At 67.5% G+C, this 19,215-nt stretch carries 31 protein-coding genes; 30 read left to right on the top strand and 1 reads right to left on the bottom strand.

The genetic code is table 11. The features are described from left to right. Positions 1–14: 14 nt before the first annotated feature. The 30 genes from rplV to truA all read left to right on the top strand — a co-directional run bounded on the left by rplV (position 15) and on the right by truA (position 16,970). Entirely contained in the window at positions 15–368 is a 354-nt protein-coding gene (gene rplV / locus ABFX50_RS02800) for a 50S ribosomal protein L22 (RefSeq protein ID WP_183650890.1), read from the top strand. Continuing rightward, complete coding sequence (gene rpsC, locus ABFX50_RS02795) at positions 368–1,228, top strand: 30S ribosomal protein S3 (RefSeq protein WP_183650887.1); 861 nt, start codon at positions 368–370, stop codon at positions 1,226–1,228. The genes rplV and rpsC overlap by 1 nt, the downstream gene beginning before the upstream one ends. Before the next feature lie 2 nt (positions 1,229–1,230). Then, positions 1,231–1,650 carry a 50S ribosomal protein L16 gene (gene rplP, locus ABFX50_RS02790; RefSeq protein ID WP_049572692.1) on the top strand — a complete coding sequence of 140 codons (420 nt, stop codon included), beginning with the start codon at positions 1,231–1,233 and terminating at the stop codon, positions 1,648–1,650. Beyond that, on the top strand, positions 1,650–1,886 hold the full coding sequence (rpmC, locus tag ABFX50_RS02785) for a 50S ribosomal protein L29 (protein ID WP_183650883.1): 237 nt from the start codon (positions 1,650–1,652) through the stop codon (positions 1,884–1,886). Before rplP ends, rpmC begins: the two co-directional genes overlap by 1 nt. Continuing rightward, entirely contained in the window at positions 1,879–2,154 is a 276-nt protein-coding gene (gene rpsQ, locus ABFX50_RS02780) for a 30S ribosomal protein S17 (RefSeq protein ID WP_183650880.1), read from the top strand. Before rpmC ends, rpsQ begins: the two co-directional genes overlap by 8 nt. Before the next feature lie 192 nt (positions 2,155–2,346). After that, a complete protein-coding gene (gene rplN / locus ABFX50_RS02775; RefSeq protein ID WP_090769698.1) occupies positions 2,347–2,718 on the top strand; it encodes a 50S ribosomal protein L14 in 372 nt (123 codons plus the stop codon). An 8-nt stretch (positions 2,719–2,726) separates the two neighbouring features. After that, complete coding sequence (gene rplX, locus ABFX50_RS02770; RefSeq protein WP_221241980.1) at positions 2,727–3,017, top strand: 50S ribosomal protein L24; 291 nt, start codon at positions 2,727–2,729, stop codon at positions 3,015–3,017. After that, positions 3,017–3,592: a 50S ribosomal protein L5 gene (rplE, locus tag ABFX50_RS02765; protein WP_183650874.1), complete on the top strand. Its 576-nt coding sequence runs from the start codon at positions 3,017–3,019 to the stop codon at positions 3,590–3,592. The genes rplX and rplE overlap by 1 nt, the downstream gene beginning before the upstream one ends. 2 nt (positions 3,593–3,594) lie before the next feature. Beyond that, positions 3,595–3,780: a type Z 30S ribosomal protein S14 gene (locus ABFX50_RS02760; RefSeq protein ID WP_183650871.1), complete on the top strand. Its 186-nt coding sequence runs from the start codon at positions 3,595–3,597 to the stop codon at positions 3,778–3,780. Positions 3,781–3,942: 162 nt separating this feature from the next. After that, positions 3,943–4,341 (top strand): 30S ribosomal protein S8, encoded by a 399-nt coding sequence (rpsH, locus tag ABFX50_RS02755; protein ID WP_183650868.1) that lies wholly within the window; start codon positions 3,943–3,945, stop codon positions 4,339–4,341. Positions 4,342–4,359: 18 nt separating this feature from the next. Continuing rightward, entirely contained in the window at positions 4,360–4,902 is a 543-nt protein-coding gene (gene rplF / locus ABFX50_RS02750; RefSeq protein WP_183650863.1) for a 50S ribosomal protein L6, read from the top strand. 2 nt (positions 4,903–4,904) lie between these two features. After that, complete coding sequence (rplR, locus tag ABFX50_RS02745) at positions 4,905–5,288, top strand: 50S ribosomal protein L18 (protein WP_183650860.1); 384 nt, start codon at positions 4,905–4,907, stop codon at positions 5,286–5,288. Between the two features lie 25 nt (positions 5,289–5,313). Then, complete coding sequence (gene rpsE / locus ABFX50_RS02740) at positions 5,314–5,946, top strand: 30S ribosomal protein S5 (RefSeq protein ID WP_183650857.1); 633 nt, start codon at positions 5,314–5,316, stop codon at positions 5,944–5,946. Positions 5,947–5,948: 2 nt separating this feature from the next. After that, complete coding sequence (gene rpmD, locus ABFX50_RS02735) at positions 5,949–6,131, top strand: 50S ribosomal protein L30 (RefSeq protein WP_080043226.1); 183 nt, start codon at positions 5,949–5,951, stop codon at positions 6,129–6,131. A 2-nt stretch (positions 6,132–6,133) separates the two neighbouring features. Next, positions 6,134–6,589: a 50S ribosomal protein L15 gene (gene rplO, locus ABFX50_RS02730; RefSeq protein WP_183650854.1), complete on the top strand. Its 456-nt coding sequence runs from the start codon at positions 6,134–6,136 to the stop codon at positions 6,587–6,589. A 169-nt stretch (positions 6,590–6,758) separates the two neighbouring features. Beyond that, positions 6,759–8,075: a preprotein translocase subunit SecY gene (gene secY, locus ABFX50_RS02725; protein WP_346142889.1), complete on the top strand. Its 1,317-nt coding sequence runs from the start codon at positions 6,759–6,761 to the stop codon at positions 8,073–8,075. Beyond that, the gene (locus ABFX50_RS02720) at positions 8,075–8,725 is read left to right on the top strand and encodes an adenylate kinase (protein ID WP_346142888.1); all 651 of its coding nucleotides are present in this window, start codon (positions 8,075–8,077) and stop codon (positions 8,723–8,725) included. Before secY ends, ABFX50_RS02720 begins: the two co-directional genes overlap by 1 nt. 118 nt (positions 8,726–8,843) lie before the next feature. Next, positions 8,844–9,650 carry a type I methionyl aminopeptidase gene (map, locus tag ABFX50_RS02715; RefSeq protein ID WP_183650848.1) on the top strand — a complete coding sequence of 269 codons (807 nt, stop codon included), beginning with the start codon at positions 8,844–8,846 and terminating at the stop codon, positions 9,648–9,650. Positions 9,651–9,685: 35 nt separating this feature from the next. After that, positions 9,686–10,072: a DUF1707 SHOCT-like domain-containing protein gene (locus tag ABFX50_RS02710; RefSeq protein ID WP_346142885.1), complete on the top strand. Its 387-nt coding sequence runs from the start codon at positions 9,686–9,688 to the stop codon at positions 10,070–10,072. A gap of 96 nt (positions 10,073–10,168) precedes the next feature. Then, a complete protein-coding gene (locus ABFX50_RS02705) occupies positions 10,169–10,567 on the top strand; it encodes a hypothetical protein (protein WP_183650844.1) in 399 nt (132 codons plus the stop codon). Between the two features lie 191 nt (positions 10,568–10,758). Further along, complete coding sequence (locus ABFX50_RS02700) at positions 10,759–11,316, top strand: hypothetical protein (protein WP_346142883.1); 558 nt, start codon at positions 10,759–10,761, stop codon at positions 11,314–11,316. 35 nt (positions 11,317–11,351) lie between these two features. Next, positions 11,352–11,984 carry a class F sortase gene (locus ABFX50_RS02695; RefSeq protein WP_346142881.1) on the top strand — a complete coding sequence of 211 codons (633 nt, stop codon included), beginning with the start codon at positions 11,352–11,354 and terminating at the stop codon, positions 11,982–11,984. Positions 11,985–12,180: 196 nt separating this feature from the next. Then, the gene (gene infA / locus ABFX50_RS02690; protein WP_012887858.1) at positions 12,181–12,402 is read left to right on the top strand and encodes a translation initiation factor IF-1; all 222 of its coding nucleotides are present in this window, start codon (positions 12,181–12,183) and stop codon (positions 12,400–12,402) included. Positions 12,403–12,427: 25 nt separating this feature from the next. Beyond that, the gene (gene rpmJ, locus ABFX50_RS02685) at positions 12,428–12,541 is read left to right on the top strand and encodes a 50S ribosomal protein L36 (protein WP_003956441.1); all 114 of its coding nucleotides are present in this window, start codon (positions 12,428–12,430) and stop codon (positions 12,539–12,541) included. A gap of 191 nt (positions 12,542–12,732) precedes the next feature. Then, positions 12,733–13,113 carry a 30S ribosomal protein S13 gene (gene rpsM / locus ABFX50_RS02680; protein WP_183650839.1) on the top strand — a complete coding sequence of 127 codons (381 nt, stop codon included), beginning with the start codon at positions 12,733–12,735 and terminating at the stop codon, positions 13,111–13,113. Positions 13,114–13,158: 45 nt separating this feature from the next. Beyond that, a complete protein-coding gene (gene rpsK, locus ABFX50_RS02675; RefSeq protein ID WP_020542285.1) occupies positions 13,159–13,563 on the top strand; it encodes a 30S ribosomal protein S11 in 405 nt (134 codons plus the stop codon). 20 nt (positions 13,564–13,583) lie between these two features. Continuing rightward, positions 13,584–14,210 (top strand): 30S ribosomal protein S4, encoded by a 627-nt coding sequence (gene rpsD, locus ABFX50_RS02670; protein WP_183650836.1) that lies wholly within the window; start codon positions 13,584–13,586, stop codon positions 14,208–14,210. A gap of 200 nt (positions 14,211–14,410) precedes the next feature. Further along, positions 14,411–15,427, top strand: a complete 1,017-nt coding sequence (locus tag ABFX50_RS02665; protein WP_183650833.1) for a DNA-directed RNA polymerase subunit alpha — start codon at positions 14,411–14,413, stop codon at positions 15,425–15,427. Between the two features lie 90 nt (positions 15,428–15,517). Continuing rightward, on the top strand, positions 15,518–16,051 hold the full coding sequence (gene rplQ / locus ABFX50_RS02660; RefSeq protein WP_346142876.1) for a 50S ribosomal protein L17: 534 nt from the start codon (positions 15,518–15,520) through the stop codon (positions 16,049–16,051). Between the two features lie 67 nt (positions 16,052–16,118). Beyond that, on the top strand, positions 16,119–16,970 hold the full coding sequence (gene truA, locus ABFX50_RS02655; protein WP_346142874.1) for a tRNA pseudouridine(38-40) synthase TruA: 852 nt from the start codon (positions 16,119–16,121) through the stop codon (positions 16,968–16,970). Here the strand turns inward: truA and ABFX50_RS02650 are convergent. Continuing rightward, positions 16,960–19,209 carry a hypothetical protein gene (locus tag ABFX50_RS02650; RefSeq protein ID WP_346142872.1) on the bottom strand — a complete coding sequence of 750 codons (2,250 nt, stop codon included), beginning with the start codon at positions 19,207–19,209 and terminating at the stop codon, positions 16,960–16,962. The genes truA and ABFX50_RS02650 overlap by 11 nt on opposite strands. Positions 19,210–19,215: the final 6 nt, after the last annotated feature.

Genomic DNA, 19,215 nt, shown 5'->3' with positions numbered 1-19,215 from the left:
CAGAGGAGTAAGCGATGGAAGCCAGGGCTCAGGCGCGGTTCGTCCGTGTCACGCCCCAGAAGGCCCGCCGCGTGGTGGACCTTATTCGCGGGCTGCCCGCTTCGGAGGCGCAGGCCGTGCTGCAGTTCGCTGCTCAGGCAGCGAGCGAGCCGATTTACAAGGTGCTCTCGAGCGCGATGGCGAACGCTGAGCACAACTTCAAGCTCGACCCGCAGACGCTCGTCGTGAGCCGCGCGTGGGTCGACGAGGGCCCGACGCTGAAGCGGTTCCGTCCGCGTGCCCAGGGTCGCGCCTATCGGATCAACAAGCGGACGAGCCACATCACCGTGATCGTGGAGTCCCGCGAGCCGAAGGGAAGGACCCGATAGTGGGCCAGAAGGTTAACCCGCACGGGTTCCGCCTCGGCATCACGACCGACTTCAAGAGCCGGTGGTACGCCGACAAGCTGTACAAGTCGTACGTCGCTGAGGACGTCGCGATCCGTCGCATGCTGCAGAAGGGCATGGAGCGGGCCGGCATCTCCAAGGTCGAGATCGAGCGTACGACCGACCGCGTCCAGGTCGACATCCACACCGCGCGTCCCGGCATCGTCATCGGCCGCCGCGGCGCCGAGGCCGACCGCATCCGCGGTGACCTGGAGAAGCTGACCAAGAAGCAGGTTCAGCTCAACATCCTCGAGGTCAAGAACCCCGAGATCGACGCTCAGCTGGTCGCGCAGGGCGTGGCCGAGCAGCTCTCCAGCCGTGTCTCGTTCCGTCGCGCCATGCGCAAGGCGATGCAGTCGGCCATGAAGAGCGGCGCCAAGGGCATCCGGGTCGCGTGCTCGGGTCGTCTGGGCGGCGCCGAGATGTCGAGGTCGGAGTTCTACCGCGAGGGTCGTGTGCCGCTGCACACGCTTCGCGCGGACATCGACTACGGCTTCTACGAGGCCCGTACCACCTTCGGCCGTATCGGCGTGAAGGTGTGGATCTACAAGGGTGAGGCTCCGACGAGCCGCGCCGAGCGTGAGGCGGCTGCCGCCGGCGCTCGTGCCGGCCAGCGTCGTGACCGCGACGACCGTCGCGGTGGCGGCGCCGGTGGCGACCGTCCCCGTCGTGGTGGTGGCGCCGGTGGCGCTCGCCGCGGTGGCGGCGCCGGTCGTGGAGACCGCGCCCCCAGGACTGAGGCGGCCGCGCAGGCTGCCCCCGAGACCGGCCCGGCTGCGCAGCCGGGTGCTGAAGGGAGCTGACCATGCTGATCCCTCGCAGGGTCAAGCACCGCAAGCAGCACCGGCCCGACCGCAGTGGCGCCGCCAAGGGCGGCACCAGGGTTGTGTTCGGCGAGTTCGGCATTCAGGCGATTGAGCACTCCTACGTGACCAACCGCCAGATCGAGTCGGCTCGTATCGCCATGACCCGCCACATCAAGCGTGGTGGCAAGGTGTGGATCAACATCTACCCCGACCGTCCGCTCACCAAGAAGCCCGCCGAGACCCGCATGGGTTCCGGTAAGGGTTCGCCGGAGTGGTGGATCGCCAACGTCAAGCCTGGGCGCGTGATGTTCGAGCTGTCCGGCGTCGCCGAGCCCATCGCTCGCGAGGCGCTGACGCGCGCGATCCACAAGCTTCCGATGAAGTGCAAGATTGTTAAGCGTGAAGTGGGTGAGGCGTGATGGCTAAGGGCCTGACCGCCGGAGAGCTGCGGCTCGAGGACCAGGACGCCCTGGTTCAGAAGCTGAAGGAGGCGAAGGAGGAGCTGTTCAACCTCCGCTTCCAGGCGGCGACCGGTCAGCTGGAGAGCCACGGGCGGCTGCGTGCCGTCCGCCGCGAGATCGCCCGTATCTACACCGTGATGCGCGAGCGGGAGCTCGGCATCGTCACGGTCGAGAAGGAGACGAGCGATGTCTGAGGCAACCGAGAAGACCACGCGGCACTACCGCAAGACCCGTGAGGGCCTGGTCGTCAGCGACAAGATGGACAAGACCGTCGTCGTCGCCGTCGAGGACCGCGTGAAGCACCCGCTGTACGGCAAGGTCATCCGCCGTACGACCAAGTACAAGGCGCACGACGAGGCCAACACGTGTGGTGTCGGCGACCGCGTTCTCCTCATGGAGACCAGGCCGCTGTCCGCCACCAAGCGCTGGCGTGTCGTCGAGGTGCTTGAGAAGGCCAAGTAAGGTCTTCCGCATAGATGCGCGCCTCGTGGGGGGTGGAGACACCCCCCATGACGGTGTCCAAGGACGCGAGGGCGTGAGCCCTCGCGTCGCCTGCGGTGCGGCCCCTTCGTGGGTTGTGGCCGGGGGAACAAGACAACACACAGTTCCGCCAGGCTCAGCGATGAGAACCGGCGGAGACCAACAGGAGTTGACGTGATCCAGCAGGAGTCGCGACTCAAGGTCGCCGACAACACGGGTGCCAAGGAGATTCTTTGCATCCGCGTTCTCGGTGGCTCGGGTCGGCGCTACGCGGGAATCGGCGACATCATCGTCGCCACCGTGAAGGACGCACTTCCCGGCAGCACTGGTGTGAAGAAGGGCGACGTGGTCAAGGCCGTCGTCGTCCGTACGGTGAAGGAGCGCCGCCGTCCCGACGGCTCCTACATCCGCTTCGACGAGAACGCCGCCGTCATCATCAAGGACAGCGGTGACCCTCGTGGCACCCGCATCTTCGGCCCGGTGGGCCGTGAGCTGCGTGACAAGAAGTTCATGCGCATCATCTCGCTCGCGCCGGAGGTGCTGTGATGACGAAGCTGCACGTGAAGAAGGGTGACCTGGTTCAGGTCATCGCCGGCAAGGACAAGGGTGCCAAGGGTCGTGTGATCTCGACGAACCCGCGCGAGGACCGCGTGATCGTCGAGGGCGTCAACATGATCAAGAAGCACTCGAAGGAGAACCTCAACGGTCCTCGCGGCGCCAAGCAGGGCGGCGTCGAGACCATGGAGGCTCCCATCCACGTGAGCAACGTCAAGAAGCTCAAGGATGAAGAGAAGCCTGCCAAGAAGGCCGACAAGAAGGCCGACGAGTCGGGTGAGGACAACTGATGACTGCGACGACCACTGAGACCGAGCGTCCGACGCCGCGCCTCAAGACGAAGTACCGCGAGGAGATCATCGCGAAGCTTCGTGAGGAGTTCGGCATCGAGAACATCATGCTGGTGCCCGGCCTGACCAAGATCAAGGTCAACATGGGTGTCGGCGAGGCTGCTCGCGACTCGAAGCTCATCGAGGGCGCTGTCCGTGACCTCACCACGATCACCGGCCAGAAGCCGGCGGTCGTCAGGGCCCGCAAGTCCATCGCGCAGTTCAAGCTGCGTGAGGGCATGCCGATCGGCGCGCACGTCACGCTGCGCGGCGACCGCATGTGGGAGTTCCTCGACCGTCTGCTCTCGCTGGCGCTTCCCCGCATCAGGGACTTCCGCGGCCTGTCGCCCAAGCAGTTCGACGGCAACGGAAACTACACCTTCGGTCTCACCGAGCAGGTCATGTTCCACGAGATCGACCCGGACAAGGTCGACCGGCCGCGAGGCATGGACATCACGGTCGTGACCACGGCGAAGAACGACGATGAGGGCCGGGCGCTGCTGAAGCTTCTCGGTTTCCCGTTCAAGGAGGCCTGAGCATGGCTAAGACGTCTCTGAAGGTGAAGGCGGCGCGCAAGCCGAAGTTCGCGGTTCGCGCCTACACCCGCTGCTCGCGTTGCGGGCGTGCGCACGCTGTCTACAGGAAGTTCGGCCTGTGCCGGATCTGCTTCCGTGAGATGGCGCACCGCGGCGAGCTGCCCGGCATCACCAAGTCGAGCTGGTAGGTACTGTGAGGGGCGGCTCCTCGCGGACCGCCCCTCGGCACTGCCTGCCGTACGAAGAACTATCAACCGGGCGCTGTTGCAAGCGCCCATGACCGCGCCGAAGGTCCACCGGTAGAGCACCGCTTCACCGACTGGAAACCGCGGCGAGGAAGGCCGTTGGCCATGACGATGACCGACCCGATCGCAGACATGTTGACACGTCTGCGTAACGCGAACTCGGCATACCACGAGAGCGTGGCGATGCCGTATTCGAAGATCAAGGCGCACATCGCCGAGATCCTCCAGCAGGAGGGTTATATCCAGTCCTGGGCCGTCGAAGACGCCAAGGTCGGAAAGAGCCTCGTGGTGGAGCTCAAGTTCGGGCCGAGCCGTGAGCGTTCGCTCGCGGGGCTGCGCCGGGTTTCCAAGCCCGGGCTGCGTGTTTACGCGAAGAAGGACAATCTGCCTCGAGTTCTGGGCGGGCTGGGTGTCGCGATCATCTCGACGTCCGCCGGTCTCATGACCGACAAGCAGGCTGGCAAGCGTGGAGTGGGCGGGGAAGTCCTCGCCTACGTCTGGTAGCGGGGGGAGGAACACAGCATGTCGCGAATCGGACGGCTGCCCATCCCTGTACCGAGCGGCGTCGACATCACGATCGACGGCCAGGATGTCCAGGTCAAGGGCCCGAAGGGCACGCTTTCACACACGGTCGCTGAGCCCATCACGGTGGCTCGCGACGAGGACGGCACCATCGCCGTCTCCCGGCCCAACGACGAGCAGAAGGTCCGCGCTCTGCACGGCCTCTCTCGGACGCTGATCGCCAACATGGTGGCCGGTGTCACCCAGGGGTACTCCAAGACCCTGGAGATCGTCGGTGTCGGTTACCGCGTCGCGGCCAAGGGCCCGACGCAGCTGGAGTTCGCTCTGGGCTTCAGCCACCCGGTGATCGTGGACGCCCCTGAGGGCGTCTCCTTCCGCGTCGACAAGCCGACCCTGTTCCACGTGGACGGCATCGACAAGCAGAAGGTCGGCGAGGTCGCCGCCAACATCCGCAAGTTGCGCAAGCCTGACCCCTACAAGGGCAAGGGTGTGCGTTACCAGGGCGAAGTTATCCGCCGCAAGGTCGGAAAGGCTGGTAAGTAGGCATGGCTCCCAAGACTGCGTACAGCAAGCACACGGCTGCTCGCACCGTCTCGCGGGCCCGCCGTCACGGCCGCGTCCGCAAGAAGGTTGTCGGTACGGCCGCGCGCCCGCGCCTGGTCGTCAACCGCTCGACCCGTCACCTGTTCGTGCAGATCGTGGACGACACCGTCGGCCACACGCTGGTCAGCGCCTCCACCATGGACGCCAGCCTGCGCACTGCCGAGGGCGACAAGACCGAGAAGGCCAAGAAGGTCGGCGAGCTCCTCGCTCAGCGGGCCAAGGAAGCCGGGATCACCGCTGTCGTCTTCGACCGTGGTGGTAACCGCTACGCGGGTCGCATCGCGGCTCTCGCGGACAGCGCTCGCGAAGGCGGGCTCGAGTTCTAATGGCTACTGAGAAGAGGAACCACTGATGGCTGCAGCTCCGCGTCGCGGTGGCGGCACCGGTGGCGAGCGGCGTGACCGTCGTGACGATCGCCGCGGTGGCGCCGCTGACAAGGGCGTCTCGTACATCGAGCGTGTAGTGAAGATCAACCGAGTGGCCAAGGTCGTGAAGGGTGGTCGTCGCTTCAGCTTCACCGCCCTGGTTGTCGTCGGTGACGGCAACGGCCTGGTCGGCGTCGGCTACGGCAAGGCCAAGGAAGTCCCCGCGGCCATCGCCAAGGGTGTCGAGGAGGCGAAGAAGCACTTCTTCCGCGTCCCCCGCATCCAGGGCACCATCCCGCACACCGTGCAGGGTGAGGAGGCGGCCGGCGTCGTCTTCCTGCGTCCGGCCTCCGCCGGTACCGGTGTCATCGCCGGTGGTCCGGTGCGCGCCGTTCTGGAGTGCGCCGGTATCCACGACGTTCTGTCCAAGTCGCTCGGCTCGGACAACCCCATCAACATCGTGCACGCCACGGTGGCGGCGCTGAAGGGCCTTTCCACGCCCGAGGCGATCGCCGCGCGTCGTGGTCTGGCGATCGAGGACGTCGCTCCGGCGAGGATGCTCAAGGCTCGCGCCGAGGGCCTGGCCGAGGCTGCTGCGGCGGCTAAGGCGGTGAGCTAGTCATGGCACGCCTGAAGATCACTCAGGTTCGCTCGAAGATCGGTGGCAAGCAGAACCAGCGTGACTCGCTGCGTTCGCTTGGCCTGAAGCGAATCGGCGATGTCGTCGTCAAGGAGGACCGTCCCGAGATTCGTGGGATGGTCTCCGTGGTGACGCACCTCGTCGAGGTGGAAGAGGTCGACTAGTCATGACTGACAAGGCTCCGCTGAAGATTCACGACCTGCGTCCCGCCAAGGGCGCCAACAAGGCCAAGGTCCGCAAGGGTCGTGGCGAGGCGTCCAAGGGCAAGACGGCCGGTCGCGGTACCAAGGGCACGAGGTCCAGGACCACGGTTCCCCTCGGTTTCGAGGGTGGCCAGGTTCCGCTGCAGCGTCGTCTGCCGAAGCTCAAGGGCTTCTCCAACGCGCTGTTCAAGACGACCTACCAGGTCGTCAACCTGGACAAGATCGGTGAGCTGTTCCCCGAGGGTGGCGATGTCACCGTCGAGACGCTGATCTCCAAGGGCGCTGTTCGCAAGAACCAGCCGGTGAAGGTCCTCGGCACTGGCGAGATCTCCGTCGCGGTGAACGTGCAGGCTCACGCCTTCTCGGGTTCCGCCAAGGAGAAGATCGCTGCTGCCGGTGGGTCCGTTACCGAGCTGTAAGTGGCATTACTCGGCACGGGGGTTCTGATAATGGGCCCCCGTGCCTGTAGTGCGTTAGAGTTCGCGAGACGGCAGGGTTCTGTCCTGCTCGCCTGACCTTGAGACTTCAGATGGCTGATCCCCGCACCATCGCAGACCCATACCGCCATCATGGCGTGCTGGAGGGACCGTGCTGACCGCGTTTACCCGGGCGTTCCGGACGCCGGACCTGCGCAAGAAGTTGCTCTTCACACTGGGCATCATCGCGCTGTTCCGCCTCGGCTCGGTTCTTCCGACTCCGGGTGTTCACACCGAGAACATTCGCGCCTGTCTCACCCAGGCCCAGGCCGGCAGTTCCGGCAACCTCTACGGCATGGTGCAGCTGTTCAGCGGCGGCGCTCTGCTCAAGTTGTCGGTTTTCGCCCTGGGCATCATGCCCTACATCACGGCGAGCATCATTCTCCAACTGCTCGTCGTCGTCATTCCACGCCTCGAGGCCCTGAAGAAGGAGGGGCAGGCAGGCCAGACGAAGATCACGCAGTACACGCGTTATCTGACGATCGGTCTCGCCGTCCTCCAGTCGACCGCCTTCATCGCGCTGGCGCGCTCGGGACAGCTGTTCCCTGAGTGCAACCAGCAGGTGCTGCTCGACCCCGACAACATCTTCAGCATCGTGACGATGGTCGTCATCATGACGGCAGGCACCTCGGTCATCATGTGGCTGGGAGAGCTCGTCACCGACCGCGGCGTCGGCAACGGCATGTCGATCCTCATCTTCACGCAGGTCGTCGCGGTCTTCCCGTCGGAGCTGCTGAACATCTACCGCGTGAACCCGTTCACCTTCGCGATCGTCATGGTCGTCGGCATCTTCATGATCGCCGCGGTGGTCTTCGTCGAGCAGGCCCAGCGCCGCATCCCCGTGCAGTACGCCAAGCGGATGGTCGGCAGGCGCATGTACGGCGGCACCTCGACCTACATCCCGCTGAAGGTGAACCAGGCCGGCATCATCCCGGTCATCTTCGCCTCCTCGCTGCTCTATCTCCCACAGCTGCTGGTCTCCCTGTTCGCCAACGCGACCGCGGAGAACATCAACCCGGTGGTCGAGTGGATCTCCCAGAACCTGGTCACGGGCGACACACCCGTCTACATGATCACGTTCTTCCTGCTCATCGTGTTCTTCACCTACTTCTACGTGTCGATTACCTTCAACCCCGCTGAAGTCGCCGACAACATGAAGAAGTACGGTGGGTTCATCCCGGGCATCCGTCCGGGTCGGCCCACGGCCGAGTACCTGAACTTCGTTCTGACCCGTCTCACCGCTCCCGGCGCGCTCTACCTCGGCCTCATCTCGATGGTGCCGATCATCGCGCTGGCGGTCGCGGGGGCAAGCCAGAACTTCCCGTTCGGAGGGACGAGCATCCTGATCATGGTTGGTGTCGGCCTTGACACGGTGAAGCAGATCGAGAGCCAGCTTCAGCAGCGTAACTACGAAGGTTTCCTGCGGTAGTGCGTCTCGTTCTGGTCGGGCCCCCCGGAGCGGGTAAGGGGACACAGGCCCAGTTCATCGCATCGAACCTGTCCATCCCGAAGATCTCGACAGGTGACATCTTCCGTGCCAACGTCTCGGGCGGCACGGAGCTCGGCAAGCTCGCCAAGACATATATGGACCGCGGCGACCTCGTGCCCGACGAGGTGACCATCGCCATGGTCCGCGACCGCCTGTCGGAGGACGACGCGCAGGACGGTTTCCTGCTCGACGGGTTCCCCCGTAACGTCCCTCAGGCCGAGATCCTTCGCGACATGCTCAAGGAGTGGGACCAGAAGCTCGACCTGGTCCTGGAGCTCGTGGTCGACGACGAGGAGGTCGTCCGGCGTCTGGCCGGGCGGCGCACCTGCAGCCAGTGCGGCCGCATCTGGCACGTCGAGTTCGACGACAAGAAGGACGACGTCTGCGACGCCTGCGGCGGCATGCTCTTCCAGCGGGACGACGACAAGGAAGACACCGTCAGGCACCGCCTGGAGGTCTACCAGCAGCAGACCGCGCCGCTGATCCGCTTCTACGCCAACGAGGACATCCTGGTCGGGGTCGACGCGACAGGGCCTGTCGAAGAAGTCACCCAGCGTGCGATGAAGGAAATCCGCCCGTACGCCGGTTAGCACGAAGCGACGACGCCGACCCCGATGATCGGGGTCGGCGTTGTTGCGTGATCAGCCCCTCTATGGGGGAATTGGGCTCCGGTGTTCGCCCGTTGAACCACCCTGGGGGGTGTCGAACTTGTTCAAGAAGAACAGGCATGGAATCCAGATCAAGTCGCCCGAGCAGCTGGAGAAGATGCGCGCGGCCGGTCTGGTGGTCGGGCGCACGCTGGAACTGCTGAGGCGCTCGGTCGAGCCGGGCATGACGCCGCTCGACCTCGACGCGATCGCGGAGAAGGCGATCAGGAGCGAGGGGGCGATCCCCTCCTTCAAGGGCTACCAGGGCTTCCCCGCGACCATCTGCGCCTCGGTCAACCACGAGGTCGTGCACGGCATCCCCTCCAACGAGCGCAAGCTGCGCGAGGGCGACATCATCTCCATCGACTGCGGGGCGATCCTCGAGGGGTGGCACGGGGACTCGGCGGTGACCGTCCCTGTGGGTGAGGTCTCGCCGGCGCTCACCGAGCTGATGAGGGTGACGGAGGAGTCGATGTGGCGCGGCATCGCCGCGCTGACCGTCGGGCGCCACCTGTCCGACATCGGCTACGAGGTCGAGAAGTACGTCCGCTCGCAGGGGCGCTACGGCATCCCCCAGGAGTACGGCGGGCACGGCATCGGCACCGAGATGCACATGGACCCCTGGGTCGCCAACCACGGCAAGCCCGGCCGCGGCCCCGTGCTGGAGGCGGGCATGTGCCTCGCGATCGAGCCCATGGTCAACCTCGGCACGCAGCGCACGCGCGTGCTGGACGACGACTGGACCGTCGTGACGATCGACGGTAAGGCCTCCGCGCACTTCGAGCACAGCGTCGCCGTGACACATAATGGACCTTGGGTGCTAACCGCCCTCGATGGGGGCGAAGAGCGCCTGTCGCAGCTGAACTGACGGCGGGAGTGATGGGGATGGCGCAGAGCCCCGAAATGCGTGCATCGGACGTCGACCGCGACCGGGTGGCCGCCATCCTCCGCGAGCACACGGCGCAGGGACGCATCACGGTCGACGAGTTCAACGAACGGCTGGAACAGGTCTACGCGAGCAAGACCTACGGCGAACTGGCCAGGGTGACGGCCGACCTGCCCGAGGTCGACCTGCGCGCCCAGCCCGCTCGGATGCCCGCCCCGAGCCCCGCCCCCGCGGGCCTGCACCCGGGGATGAAGGGCGCATGGGGGGCGTGGGCCTCCGCCGTCGCGGTGACGTCGGTGATCTGGCTGCTGACCGACTTCGGCGGCTACTTCTGGCCGATGTGGGTGGCGGGGCCGTGGGGCGCGCTGTTGCTGGTGAGCACCATCTTCGGGGGCAAGAAATAGGGCCATCTGTGCAGTAGTGCACTGTGTGGATTTGTGCGCGGAAGGCCTGGCGCGATCTCCCTAACGTGAGTCGTACATCGCTCACAGGAGGAAGAAATGCGCAAGTTTCTCGTAGCAGCCGCCCTCGCGGGCTCGGTCGCCACCGGCCTGGCCGTCGCCCCCGCCGCACAGGCCGCCACCGTCGAGGCGAGCGCCTCGACCGGCGGATGGGGCAAGTACTTCTCCAGCGACGGCAAGGCCTACACCTTCGGCAAGACCTTCAAATCGCACGGCAAGGTCTACACGCAGTGGCACGGCGTGGACAAGTTCGGCGGCAAGCGCGGCTACGTCTGGTTCGAGTACTACAAGGGCGGCCACTGGAACAAGTTCAGCCAGGGCTGGGACGGCAAGCACAGCGGCTCGTGGAACGGCAAGGGGATCAAGAAGATCTACACCTACACCTGCTGGGGCTCCTCCAAGTTCGACAACTGCGGCAAGAAGTTCCGCATCTACTAAACCCCTGGGGCGTTTCAGGGGGGCTCTGAACGTAGAAGGCCCGCCGGTGACCTGGTCACCGGCGGGCCTTCGCTGTTCCTCTGTCCTGGTACGACAGGCAATAGACGCAGTCTTTACCGCTGGTGGTAGTTGGCGGCAATCGGGCCGGGTAGGTGATCTTTGACGAGGGAAACCGTCGCATTGGGGGGACGATGGGCCTGGGGCGGTACTCCGGTCTGCTGGCGCGGGTCACGCTTACGGCGGTGGCGACCGGAGCGCTGACAGCCGGCTCTCCTCCGCAGGACCAGGCGGGCAAGGACGAGGAGTACGTCACCATGACGCCGAACCCGGCCCAGCCCGGCAGTCAGGTGACGATCACCACCAACGCCTGCGCGAAGTCGGCCAACGTGACGGCGGTGTCCAGGGCCTTCCCCGGATACAGCGTGCCCCTCTCGCTCAGGAACGGCCGGATGCTCGGCACGACCACGCTGCCCAGCGGCGTGTACCCGAGCCAGTACGCGGTGGCGGTGCGCTGCGCGAACGAGGACGCGACGGGCTACTTCCGGGTGGTCCAGCGCGCCTCCCGGCACCCGACCTCCGGACCCGACACCGGCGGCGGAGGACTCGCCATGGGCGCGGAGTCGGCCGGCGCGTCCTCGTCTCGCGCGCCGTGGCTGGCGGGCGCGCTCGCCGTCCTCATGGCGGTGGCGGGCACCGCCGCGGCCCTCGTCAGGAGAAGGCGTCGTCCTGGACGAGACGGCGCCCCATGAACACGTGTCCACCCGGCCCCGCGTGTCGGCGGCCGATGGGGCCGGGTGGACACGTCATCGTCGCGCTCACGCTGCTGGCCTCGGCGGGCTGCATGCCCGTCGAGGCGTCGCCGCGCCCCGTGGCGCGGGCGCCGGTGCCGAGCGCGTCCACGGCGCGCGACCCCTGGCCCACACCGCTGGCGGGGGAGCCGAGGAGGGCCGAGCCGACGCACGTCCTCATCCCGCGGCTCGGGGTCAAGGCTCCGCTCGTGGTGCTGGGAGTGGCCGACGACGGGCGGCTCGCCGTGCCTCCGCTCGACCACGCCAACATCGCCGGCTGGTACGGCGGCGGCCCCACGCCGGGCGAGAAAGGCTCGGCGGTCATCGTGGGCCACCTCGACACCACGACGGGGCCCGCGGTCTTCGCGAGGCTGTCGGAGCTGCGCGCGGGCGAGACGGTCGCCGCGGTCAGGGCGGACGGTACTGTGGCGGTGTTCTCCGTCGAGCGGCTTGAGCGCACTCCCAAGTCGCGCTTTCCCGCCGACGAGGTCTACGGGGCGACACGCGAGCGCAAGCTGGTGCTGGTGACCTGTGGCGGGGCCTTTGACCGGATTCACAGGTCGTACACCGACAACCTCATCGTGCACGCGGTCTACCGGGCGGCGTACGCAGTGTCGGACCTGAGGTAGCCTGGAGCATGGTTGTGTCAGGACACCTGGCATGCGTTTCGCATTTTGTGCCCGGGTGTCGTACACTCCTTAGTCGGCTCACTATGGCCATCCTGTGTTGGCGGTCCTGCAGACCGCCGCTCTCATTCGATGCGGATGGCCGCGGCTGCTTAGTGAACCGAAACCTCAGACGACCGATCAGTGAAACGCGAGGGACATGGCCAAGAAAGACGGCGCCATCGAGATCGAGGGCACTGTGGTTGAGTCGCTCCCGAACGCGATGTTCAGGGTGCAACTCGACAACGGCCATAAGGTCCTGGCCCACATCAGCGGACGGATGCGGATGCACTACATCCGAATCCTGCCGGACGACCGGGTAGTCGTGGAACTGAGCCCTTACGACCTCAGTCGTGGGCGGATCGTCTACCGATACAAGTAAAACGTCTGAGGAATCACGAAGGACTATGAAGGTTAAGCCGAGCGTTAAGAAGATCTGCGACAAGTGCAAGGTGATCCGCCGGCACGGTCGTGTCATGGTGATCTGCGACAACCTGCGCCACAAGCAGCGTCAGGGCTAGGTCGCGAAGGCTTTTCCGAGTCCGCCCCTCGATGGTGCGGGCTCGACGCATGACAAGCCTGAATCAGTAATCGCGTTTCACACCCGCCTTCGGGCGGGACACCCTCGGTCGGAGGCCGAGGCCCTCACCCCGGGCATGGGGAGGGGAGTGAGGCGCAAGACCTCCGCCACAGTGAAGGAGAATGCCCGACCATGGCTCGCCTGGTTGGCGTCGACCTCCCCCGCGAAAAGCGGCTGGAGATCGCTCTCACCTACATTTACGGAATCGGCCGCACCCGCGCTCTGGAGATCCTCCAGGCCACCGGCGTCAGCGGTGACCTTCGCGTTCACCAGCTGAGCGACGCTGAGCTCGTCCCGATGCGTGACTACATCGAGGCGAACTACAAGATCGAGGGTGACCTGCGCCGCGAGGTTCAGGCCGACATCCGCCGCAAGATCGAAATCGGTTGCTACCAGGGCATCAGGCACCGGAAGGGTCTTCCCGTCCACGGCCAGCGCACCCAGACCAACGCGCGTACCCGTAAGGGCAAGAAGAAGACCGTCGCCGGCAAGAAGAAGCCCGGTAAGAAGTAGTCCTCGCAGCCGCGGGACCGATGAACTCAGGAGTGAAGGCAAAGAATGCCTCCTAAGAGCCGCCAGGGTGCGCCCAAGAAGGTGCGCCGCAAGGAAAAGAAGAACGTCGCTCACGGGCACGCCCACATCAAGAGCACGTTCAACAACACGATCGTTTCGATCACCGACCCGAACGGGAACGTGATCTCCTGGGCCAGCGCGGGCCACGTGGGTTTCAAGGGCTCCCGTAAGTCCACCCCGTTCGCCGCGCAGATGGCTGCGGAGAACGCCGCCCGCCGCGCCATGGAGCACGGCATGCGCAAGGTCGACGTCTTCGTGAAGGGCCCCGGCTCCGGCCGTGAGACCGCGATCCGTTCGCTGCAGGCGACGGGCCTCGAGGTCGGCTCCATCCAGGACGTGACCCCGGTTCCGCACAACGGCTGCCGTCCGCCGAAGCGCCGCCGCGTCTGACACCCAGGAGATATTGAGAAATGGCTCGTTACACGGGTGCGGACTGCAAGCTCTGCCGTCGCGAGAAGACCAAGCTCTTCCTCAAGGGCAGCAAGTGTGAGTCCGCGAAGTGCCCCATCGAAATCCGTCCTTACCCCCCGGGTGAGCACGGTCGCGGTCGTCCCAAGGAGTCTGAGTACCAGCTCCAGCTTCGTGAGAAGCAGAAGACCCGCCGCATCTACGGCGTCCTCGAGAAGCAGTTCCGCAACTACTACGAGGAAGCCAACAAGAAGGGCGGCAAGACCGGCGAGAACCTTCTCCAGATCCTGGAGAGCCGTCTCGACAACGTGGTCTACCGCGCCGGTTTCGCCCAGTCGCGCGACGCCGCTCGCCAGCAGGTCCGTCACGGACACATCCTGGTGAACGGCAAGAAGGTCGACATCCCGTCGTACCGCGTGCGCGAGCACGACATCGTCGAGGTCCGCGAGAAGGCCGCCAACCTGCTGCCCTACGAGGTGGCCAAGGCGACCGCGGGCGACAAGACGGTCCCGGCCTGGCTGGGCGTCGTGCCGGAGAAGCTCCGCGTCCTGGTTCACCAGCTGCCGGTTCGCCAGCAGATCGACACCCAGGTCCAGGAGCAGCTGATCGTCGAGCTCTACTCCAAGTAGGAGCTCGCTGCGAGCGCCCGGTTCGCCGGGCCTCGCGAGACCTGCCCCGGCCGTTCAGGTCCGGGGAGCTGCCTCGAAGGCCAGGGTTTCCTGGCCCCGAGAGGGCACATATGGGGTACGGCATGCCGTACCCCATTTAGGCTGTATATCGGAGTGGCGTCATATAGCGGGCGCCGCACGACAAGGGGAGACCCGAAGAAATGCTGATCGCTCAGCGTCCGACTCTTCTCGAAGAGTCGATCGACGAGACCCGGTCCAAGTTCATCATCGAGCCGCTGGAGCCGGGCTTCGGCTACACCATCGGCAACTCGCTGCGTCGCACGCTGCTGTCGTCCATTCCCGGCGCGGCCGTGACGAGCATCCGCATCGAGGGCGTGCTGCACGAGTTCTCGACCGTTCCCGGTGTGAAGGAAGACGTCACCGACATCATCCTGAACCTCAAGGAGCTGGTCGTCTCCTCCGAGCACGACGAGCCGGTCGTGATGTACCTGCGCAAGCAGGGCCCGGGTGAGGTCACCGCCGCTGACATCGCGCCGCCTGCCGGTGTCGAGGTGCACAACCCCGAGCTGCGCATCGCCACGCTGAACGGCAAGGCGAAGCTGGAGATGGAGCTGACCGTCGAGCGCGGTCGCGGCTACGTCTCCGCCGCGCAGAACAAGCAGCCTGGCCAGGAGATCGGCCGCATCCCGATCGACTCGATCTACTCGCCGGTGCTCAAGGTCACCTACAAGGTCGAGGCGACCCGTGTCGAGCAGCGCACCGACTTCGACAGGCTGATCCTCGACGTCGAGACCAAGGCCGCCATGAAGCCCCGCGACGCGGTGGCCTCGGCGGGCAAGACCCTCGTCGAGCTGTTCGGCCTGGCCCGCGAGCTCAACGTCGAGGCCGAGGGCATCGACATCGGCCCGTCGCCGACGGACGCGGCCCTGGCCGCCGACCTGGCGCTGCCGATCGAGGAGCTCAACCTCACGGTCCGTTCCTACAACTGCCTCAAGCGCGAGGGCATCCACACCGTGGGTGAGCTCGTGGCCCGCAGCGAGCAGGACCTGCTCGATATAAGGAATTTCGGCGCCAAGTCGATCGAAGAGGTCAAGCAGAAGCTGCACGAGATGTCGCTGGCGCTCAAGGACTCCCCGCCCGGGTTCGACCCGAGCGCGGTGGCCGGCGGCGGCTACGACGACGACGACAGCGCGTACGTCGAGACCGAGCAGTACTAGAAGATCATCGCGGGCCTCCTCACGGGGGCCTGGCGGCCCGACTCCGGTACCTGACACGGCCGGGGCGGGTTCACTCTCAAGGAGAACGCAATGCCCAAGCCCACCAAGGGTGCACGTCTTGGCGGCAGCCCGGCTCACGAGCGGCTGATCCTGGCGAACCTCGCCACGGACCTGTTCCGCCACGGCCGCATCACCACCACCGTGACCAAGGCCAAGCGCGTCCGCCCGCTGGCGGAGCGCCTGATCACCAAGGCCAAGAAGGGCGACATCCACAACCGTCGCCAGGTGCTGACCGTCGTCAAGGACAAGGGCGTCGTCCACCACCTCTTCACCGAGATCGCGGTGACCTTCGCCGAGCGTCCCGGTGGCTACACCCGCATCACCAAGATCGGCAACCGTAAGGGCGACAACGCGCCCATGGCGGTCATCGAGCTGGTGACCGAGGCTCTGAACCAGGTCAGCGTCGCGCGCACGGCTCCGGCCGCCGCCGCCGCTCCCGCCGAGGCCAAGGACGAGGTCGTCGAGGAGACGACCGAGGCTCCCGCCGAGGCCGAGACCGAGGAGTCCGCCGAGAAGGCGGAGGCCACCGAGGCCCCCGCCGAGGCGAAGAAGGACGAGGCCTGATCCTTCAGGCCCATGGGCCCGGCACCCCTCGGGGTGCCGGGCCTTCCCCGTTTCCAGGAGGGTGATCGTGGTACGGCTCCGCCTCGACCTCGGCTACGACGGCGCGGACTTCTCAGGATGGGCGCGCCAGCCGGGGCGGCGCACGGTGCAGGGCGAGTTGGAGGACGCGCTGGGCACGATCCTGCGGCTCGGTGACGCGGTCTCGCTCACCGTGGCCGGCAGGACGGACGCGGGCGTCCACGCGCGAGGGCAGGTCGCCCACGTCGACCTGCCCGAGGCGTCGTTCGACGAGCTGGTCCGCGACCCGCAACCCGCGAGCGTCGATGAGCGGCTCCCTGCGCTCCTGCGGAGGTTGGCGGGCGTCCTGCCGCCGGATGTGCGGGTCCATCGCGTCAGCGTGGCTCCTGAGGGCTTCGACGCCCGCTTCTCCGCGCTCTCGAGGCGCTACGTCTACCGCGTGCAGGACGCGCCCGGCGGCGTCGATCCGCTGCGGCGCGGGGAGATCGTGTGGCACCTGCGCCCCCTCGACCTCGACGCGATGATCGCCGGAGCCGCGCACCTGCTCGGCGAGCACGACTTCGCCGCCTTCTGCAAGAAGCGCGAGGGCGCCACCACGATCAGGGAGCTGCAGCGGCTCGACTGGGTGCGGACGGCCGAAGGCGTCCTCGAGGCGACCGTGGTGGCCGACGCGTTCTGCCACTCGATGGTCAGGGCGCTGGTGGGGTGCCTGCTGGCCGTGGGCGACGGCAGGCGGCCACGCGAGTGGCCCGCGCGGGTGCTGGCGGGAGCCGTACGGGACTCGGGGGTGCACGTGGCGCCCGCGCACGGCCTGTGCCTGGAGGAGGTCGGCTACCCGCCGCCCGCGGAGCTGGCCGCCAGGGCGGCCGCGACGCGACGGGTCCGCACGCTCACTCAGTGATCCTGCGCTCCAGCACCAGTGAGGTGTGGTCGCGGAAGGCGCCGCTGACGGTGTCCAGCCCCTTCTCCTTGGCGGTCGGCGTGTGCCCGTCGGCGTAGGTGGCGTAGCTGAAGACGATGTAGCGCCCCCACAGCAGCCCCGCCGCGTAGCCGCCCGCGATGTGCACGCGGTCGGCGCCGCTGGAGGCCGAGCCCGGCAGCGGACGGAACCAGAGGTTCTTGCCGAGGTCCTTCGCCTGGTCGGCCTCCGCCGCCGCCTCCTTGGTCGGCAGGACGGCGATGCCCGTGGTGACCGCGTAGCGCTTCTTGCCGTCGACGTAGGTGGCTCTCAGCACGCGGCTGCACTTCTTGTCCTGCAGCGCGGTGGCGAAGGGCCCGGTGGCCGCCGCCTTGCAGTCGTCGGCCATGTCGACCTTGACGCGCGTGTAGACGCGCCCGCCCACCTCGATCTTCTTGTCGGGGAAGGCCTCGTTGACCGACATCTTCTCCGGGTCGCTGCCCTCGGAGTCGAGCAGCGAGCTGCTCCCCGCGGCGTCACCGGGGGCGGCCGACACGGACGGCTGGGCGGTGGGGCCCACGCTCGCGTCGGCGGGCCTGTCGGCGCTCATCGACCTGTAGGCGAAGAAGCCGCCGGTGGCCACCCCCGCCACGATCAGCACGCCGAGGGTGGCGAACAGGGCCTTCTTGCCGTTGCCCGCCTTGGCGGGGGGCTCGGGCTGCGGGAGGAGACCGCCGGGGGGCATCGGTGAGAAGGGGTCGAAGGGCGCCATCGGCGCGCCGTGCGGCGGCGTCGGCAGTTCGGCCACGGGCGTGCCTGGCGAGCCTGCCGGCCCCGATGGGCCGCCACCCATGGGCGGCCCCTGCTGCGGCCCGGACGGCGGCCCTGCGAGCGCGCCCTGAGCGGGTGATCCCTGCGCGGGCGGCTCCTGCCCGGGGCTGACGGGCGCCGAAGGTTGAGCGCCGGGCGCGGGGGCGGCCTGCGGGGCGAACGCGCCGTCGGGCGGGGGCGGAGCGGCCTCGCCGGGGGGCAGCGGGATGGCTCCGTGGAAGCGGGCGGGGCCTTCGGCCTCGGGCCGCGGGTCGGGGTCCTTCGCGTCTGAAGGGAAGGCGTTCTCCTCGCCGGTGACGGGCGGAGCCGGAACGTCGTCGAGGACGTCGGCGGGGGTGTCGCTGTCCTTGGGCCGTCCCCATGTCGAGCTGTCGAACGGCAGGTCGGGGATGCGGTCGTCGGGCTCCTCTCCCGGGGGCAGCGGAGGCCACACGGGGATGTCGCCAGGCTCGGCGCTGTGCGCGAAGGGGACCGTCATGGACGGGTCGAGCGGCTCGTCGTCGCCGGTGGCGTCGTCGATGGGCTCACCGGTGGCGGCGGGCCACGGCGGGATGGCGGGGCCGTCGTCGGAGGGCGAGGGCCAGACCTTCATCCCCGCGGCGGCGGCGGTGAAGCCCGGAGGGGGCTGCCAGGGCGGCGCGCCCGGCACGACCGGCTCGACGCCCTGCTGCCACGCCGCGGGTGAGGGGGCCCATGGCGAGTCGTCCCGCGGGCCCTCGGCGGGGCCGCCCCACTGCCCGTTCGGCTGATGCGGCGCCTGCTGGGCGGGCTGCGGCGAAGCGGGCTGTTGCGACGAAGGCTGTTGCGACGAAGGCTGTTGCGACGAGGGCTGTTGCGACGAGGGCTGCTGGGGCGCGGCCTGCTGGGACGCGGGCTGCCGGGAGACGGGCTGCTGGGGGTCGGGCCACGACGGGTCGGCGTCGGGCTCGGGATCGGCGAACCAGTCGTACGGCCGGGCGTCGTCCGTGCCGTGCTCCCACGGCTGCGCGGACTTCGACCACGACTCGGCAGGCACCCCAGGGAAGGCCGGCAGCGGCCTGGCGGTCAGCGGCAGCCCCTGCCGCGCGTGCTCGGCCGTGGCGTCGTCTCCGCTCGGGGGGAACCCGCCCCCCTGCGAAGGGTCGGCTCCCGGCGGAGCGAAGTCGGGGATGGGCTCCGGTGAGGGAAGGTCGGGCGGCGGCCCCTGGTAGACGGGGATGGGCGGCCTCGCGCCCGCCGCGCCGGGGTCGGCGAAAGGGGGCTCGGCCAGCGCGTCGCCGTGCGACGGGTGGTGGGAGCCCCCGGGGTAGGGCGGGGAGACGTTCGGCTCGGTCCGCACCGCCGGCCTGCCGAAACTCGGCGGTGGCGTCGCCGGTGCGGCCGAGCCGTCCGTCTCGCGCTCGTGCTCAGACCCAGATTCCTGGCCACGCATAGGGGG

The sequence above is a fragment of the Nonomuraea recticatena genome (assembly GCF_039533245.1).
Taxonomy (GTDB): Bacteria; Actinomycetota; Actinomycetes; order Streptosporangiales; family Streptosporangiaceae; genus Nonomuraea; species Nonomuraea roseola.
Note: the sequence above shows the minus strand (reverse complement) of the source record. Positions and strands in the feature narration are given on the sequence as shown.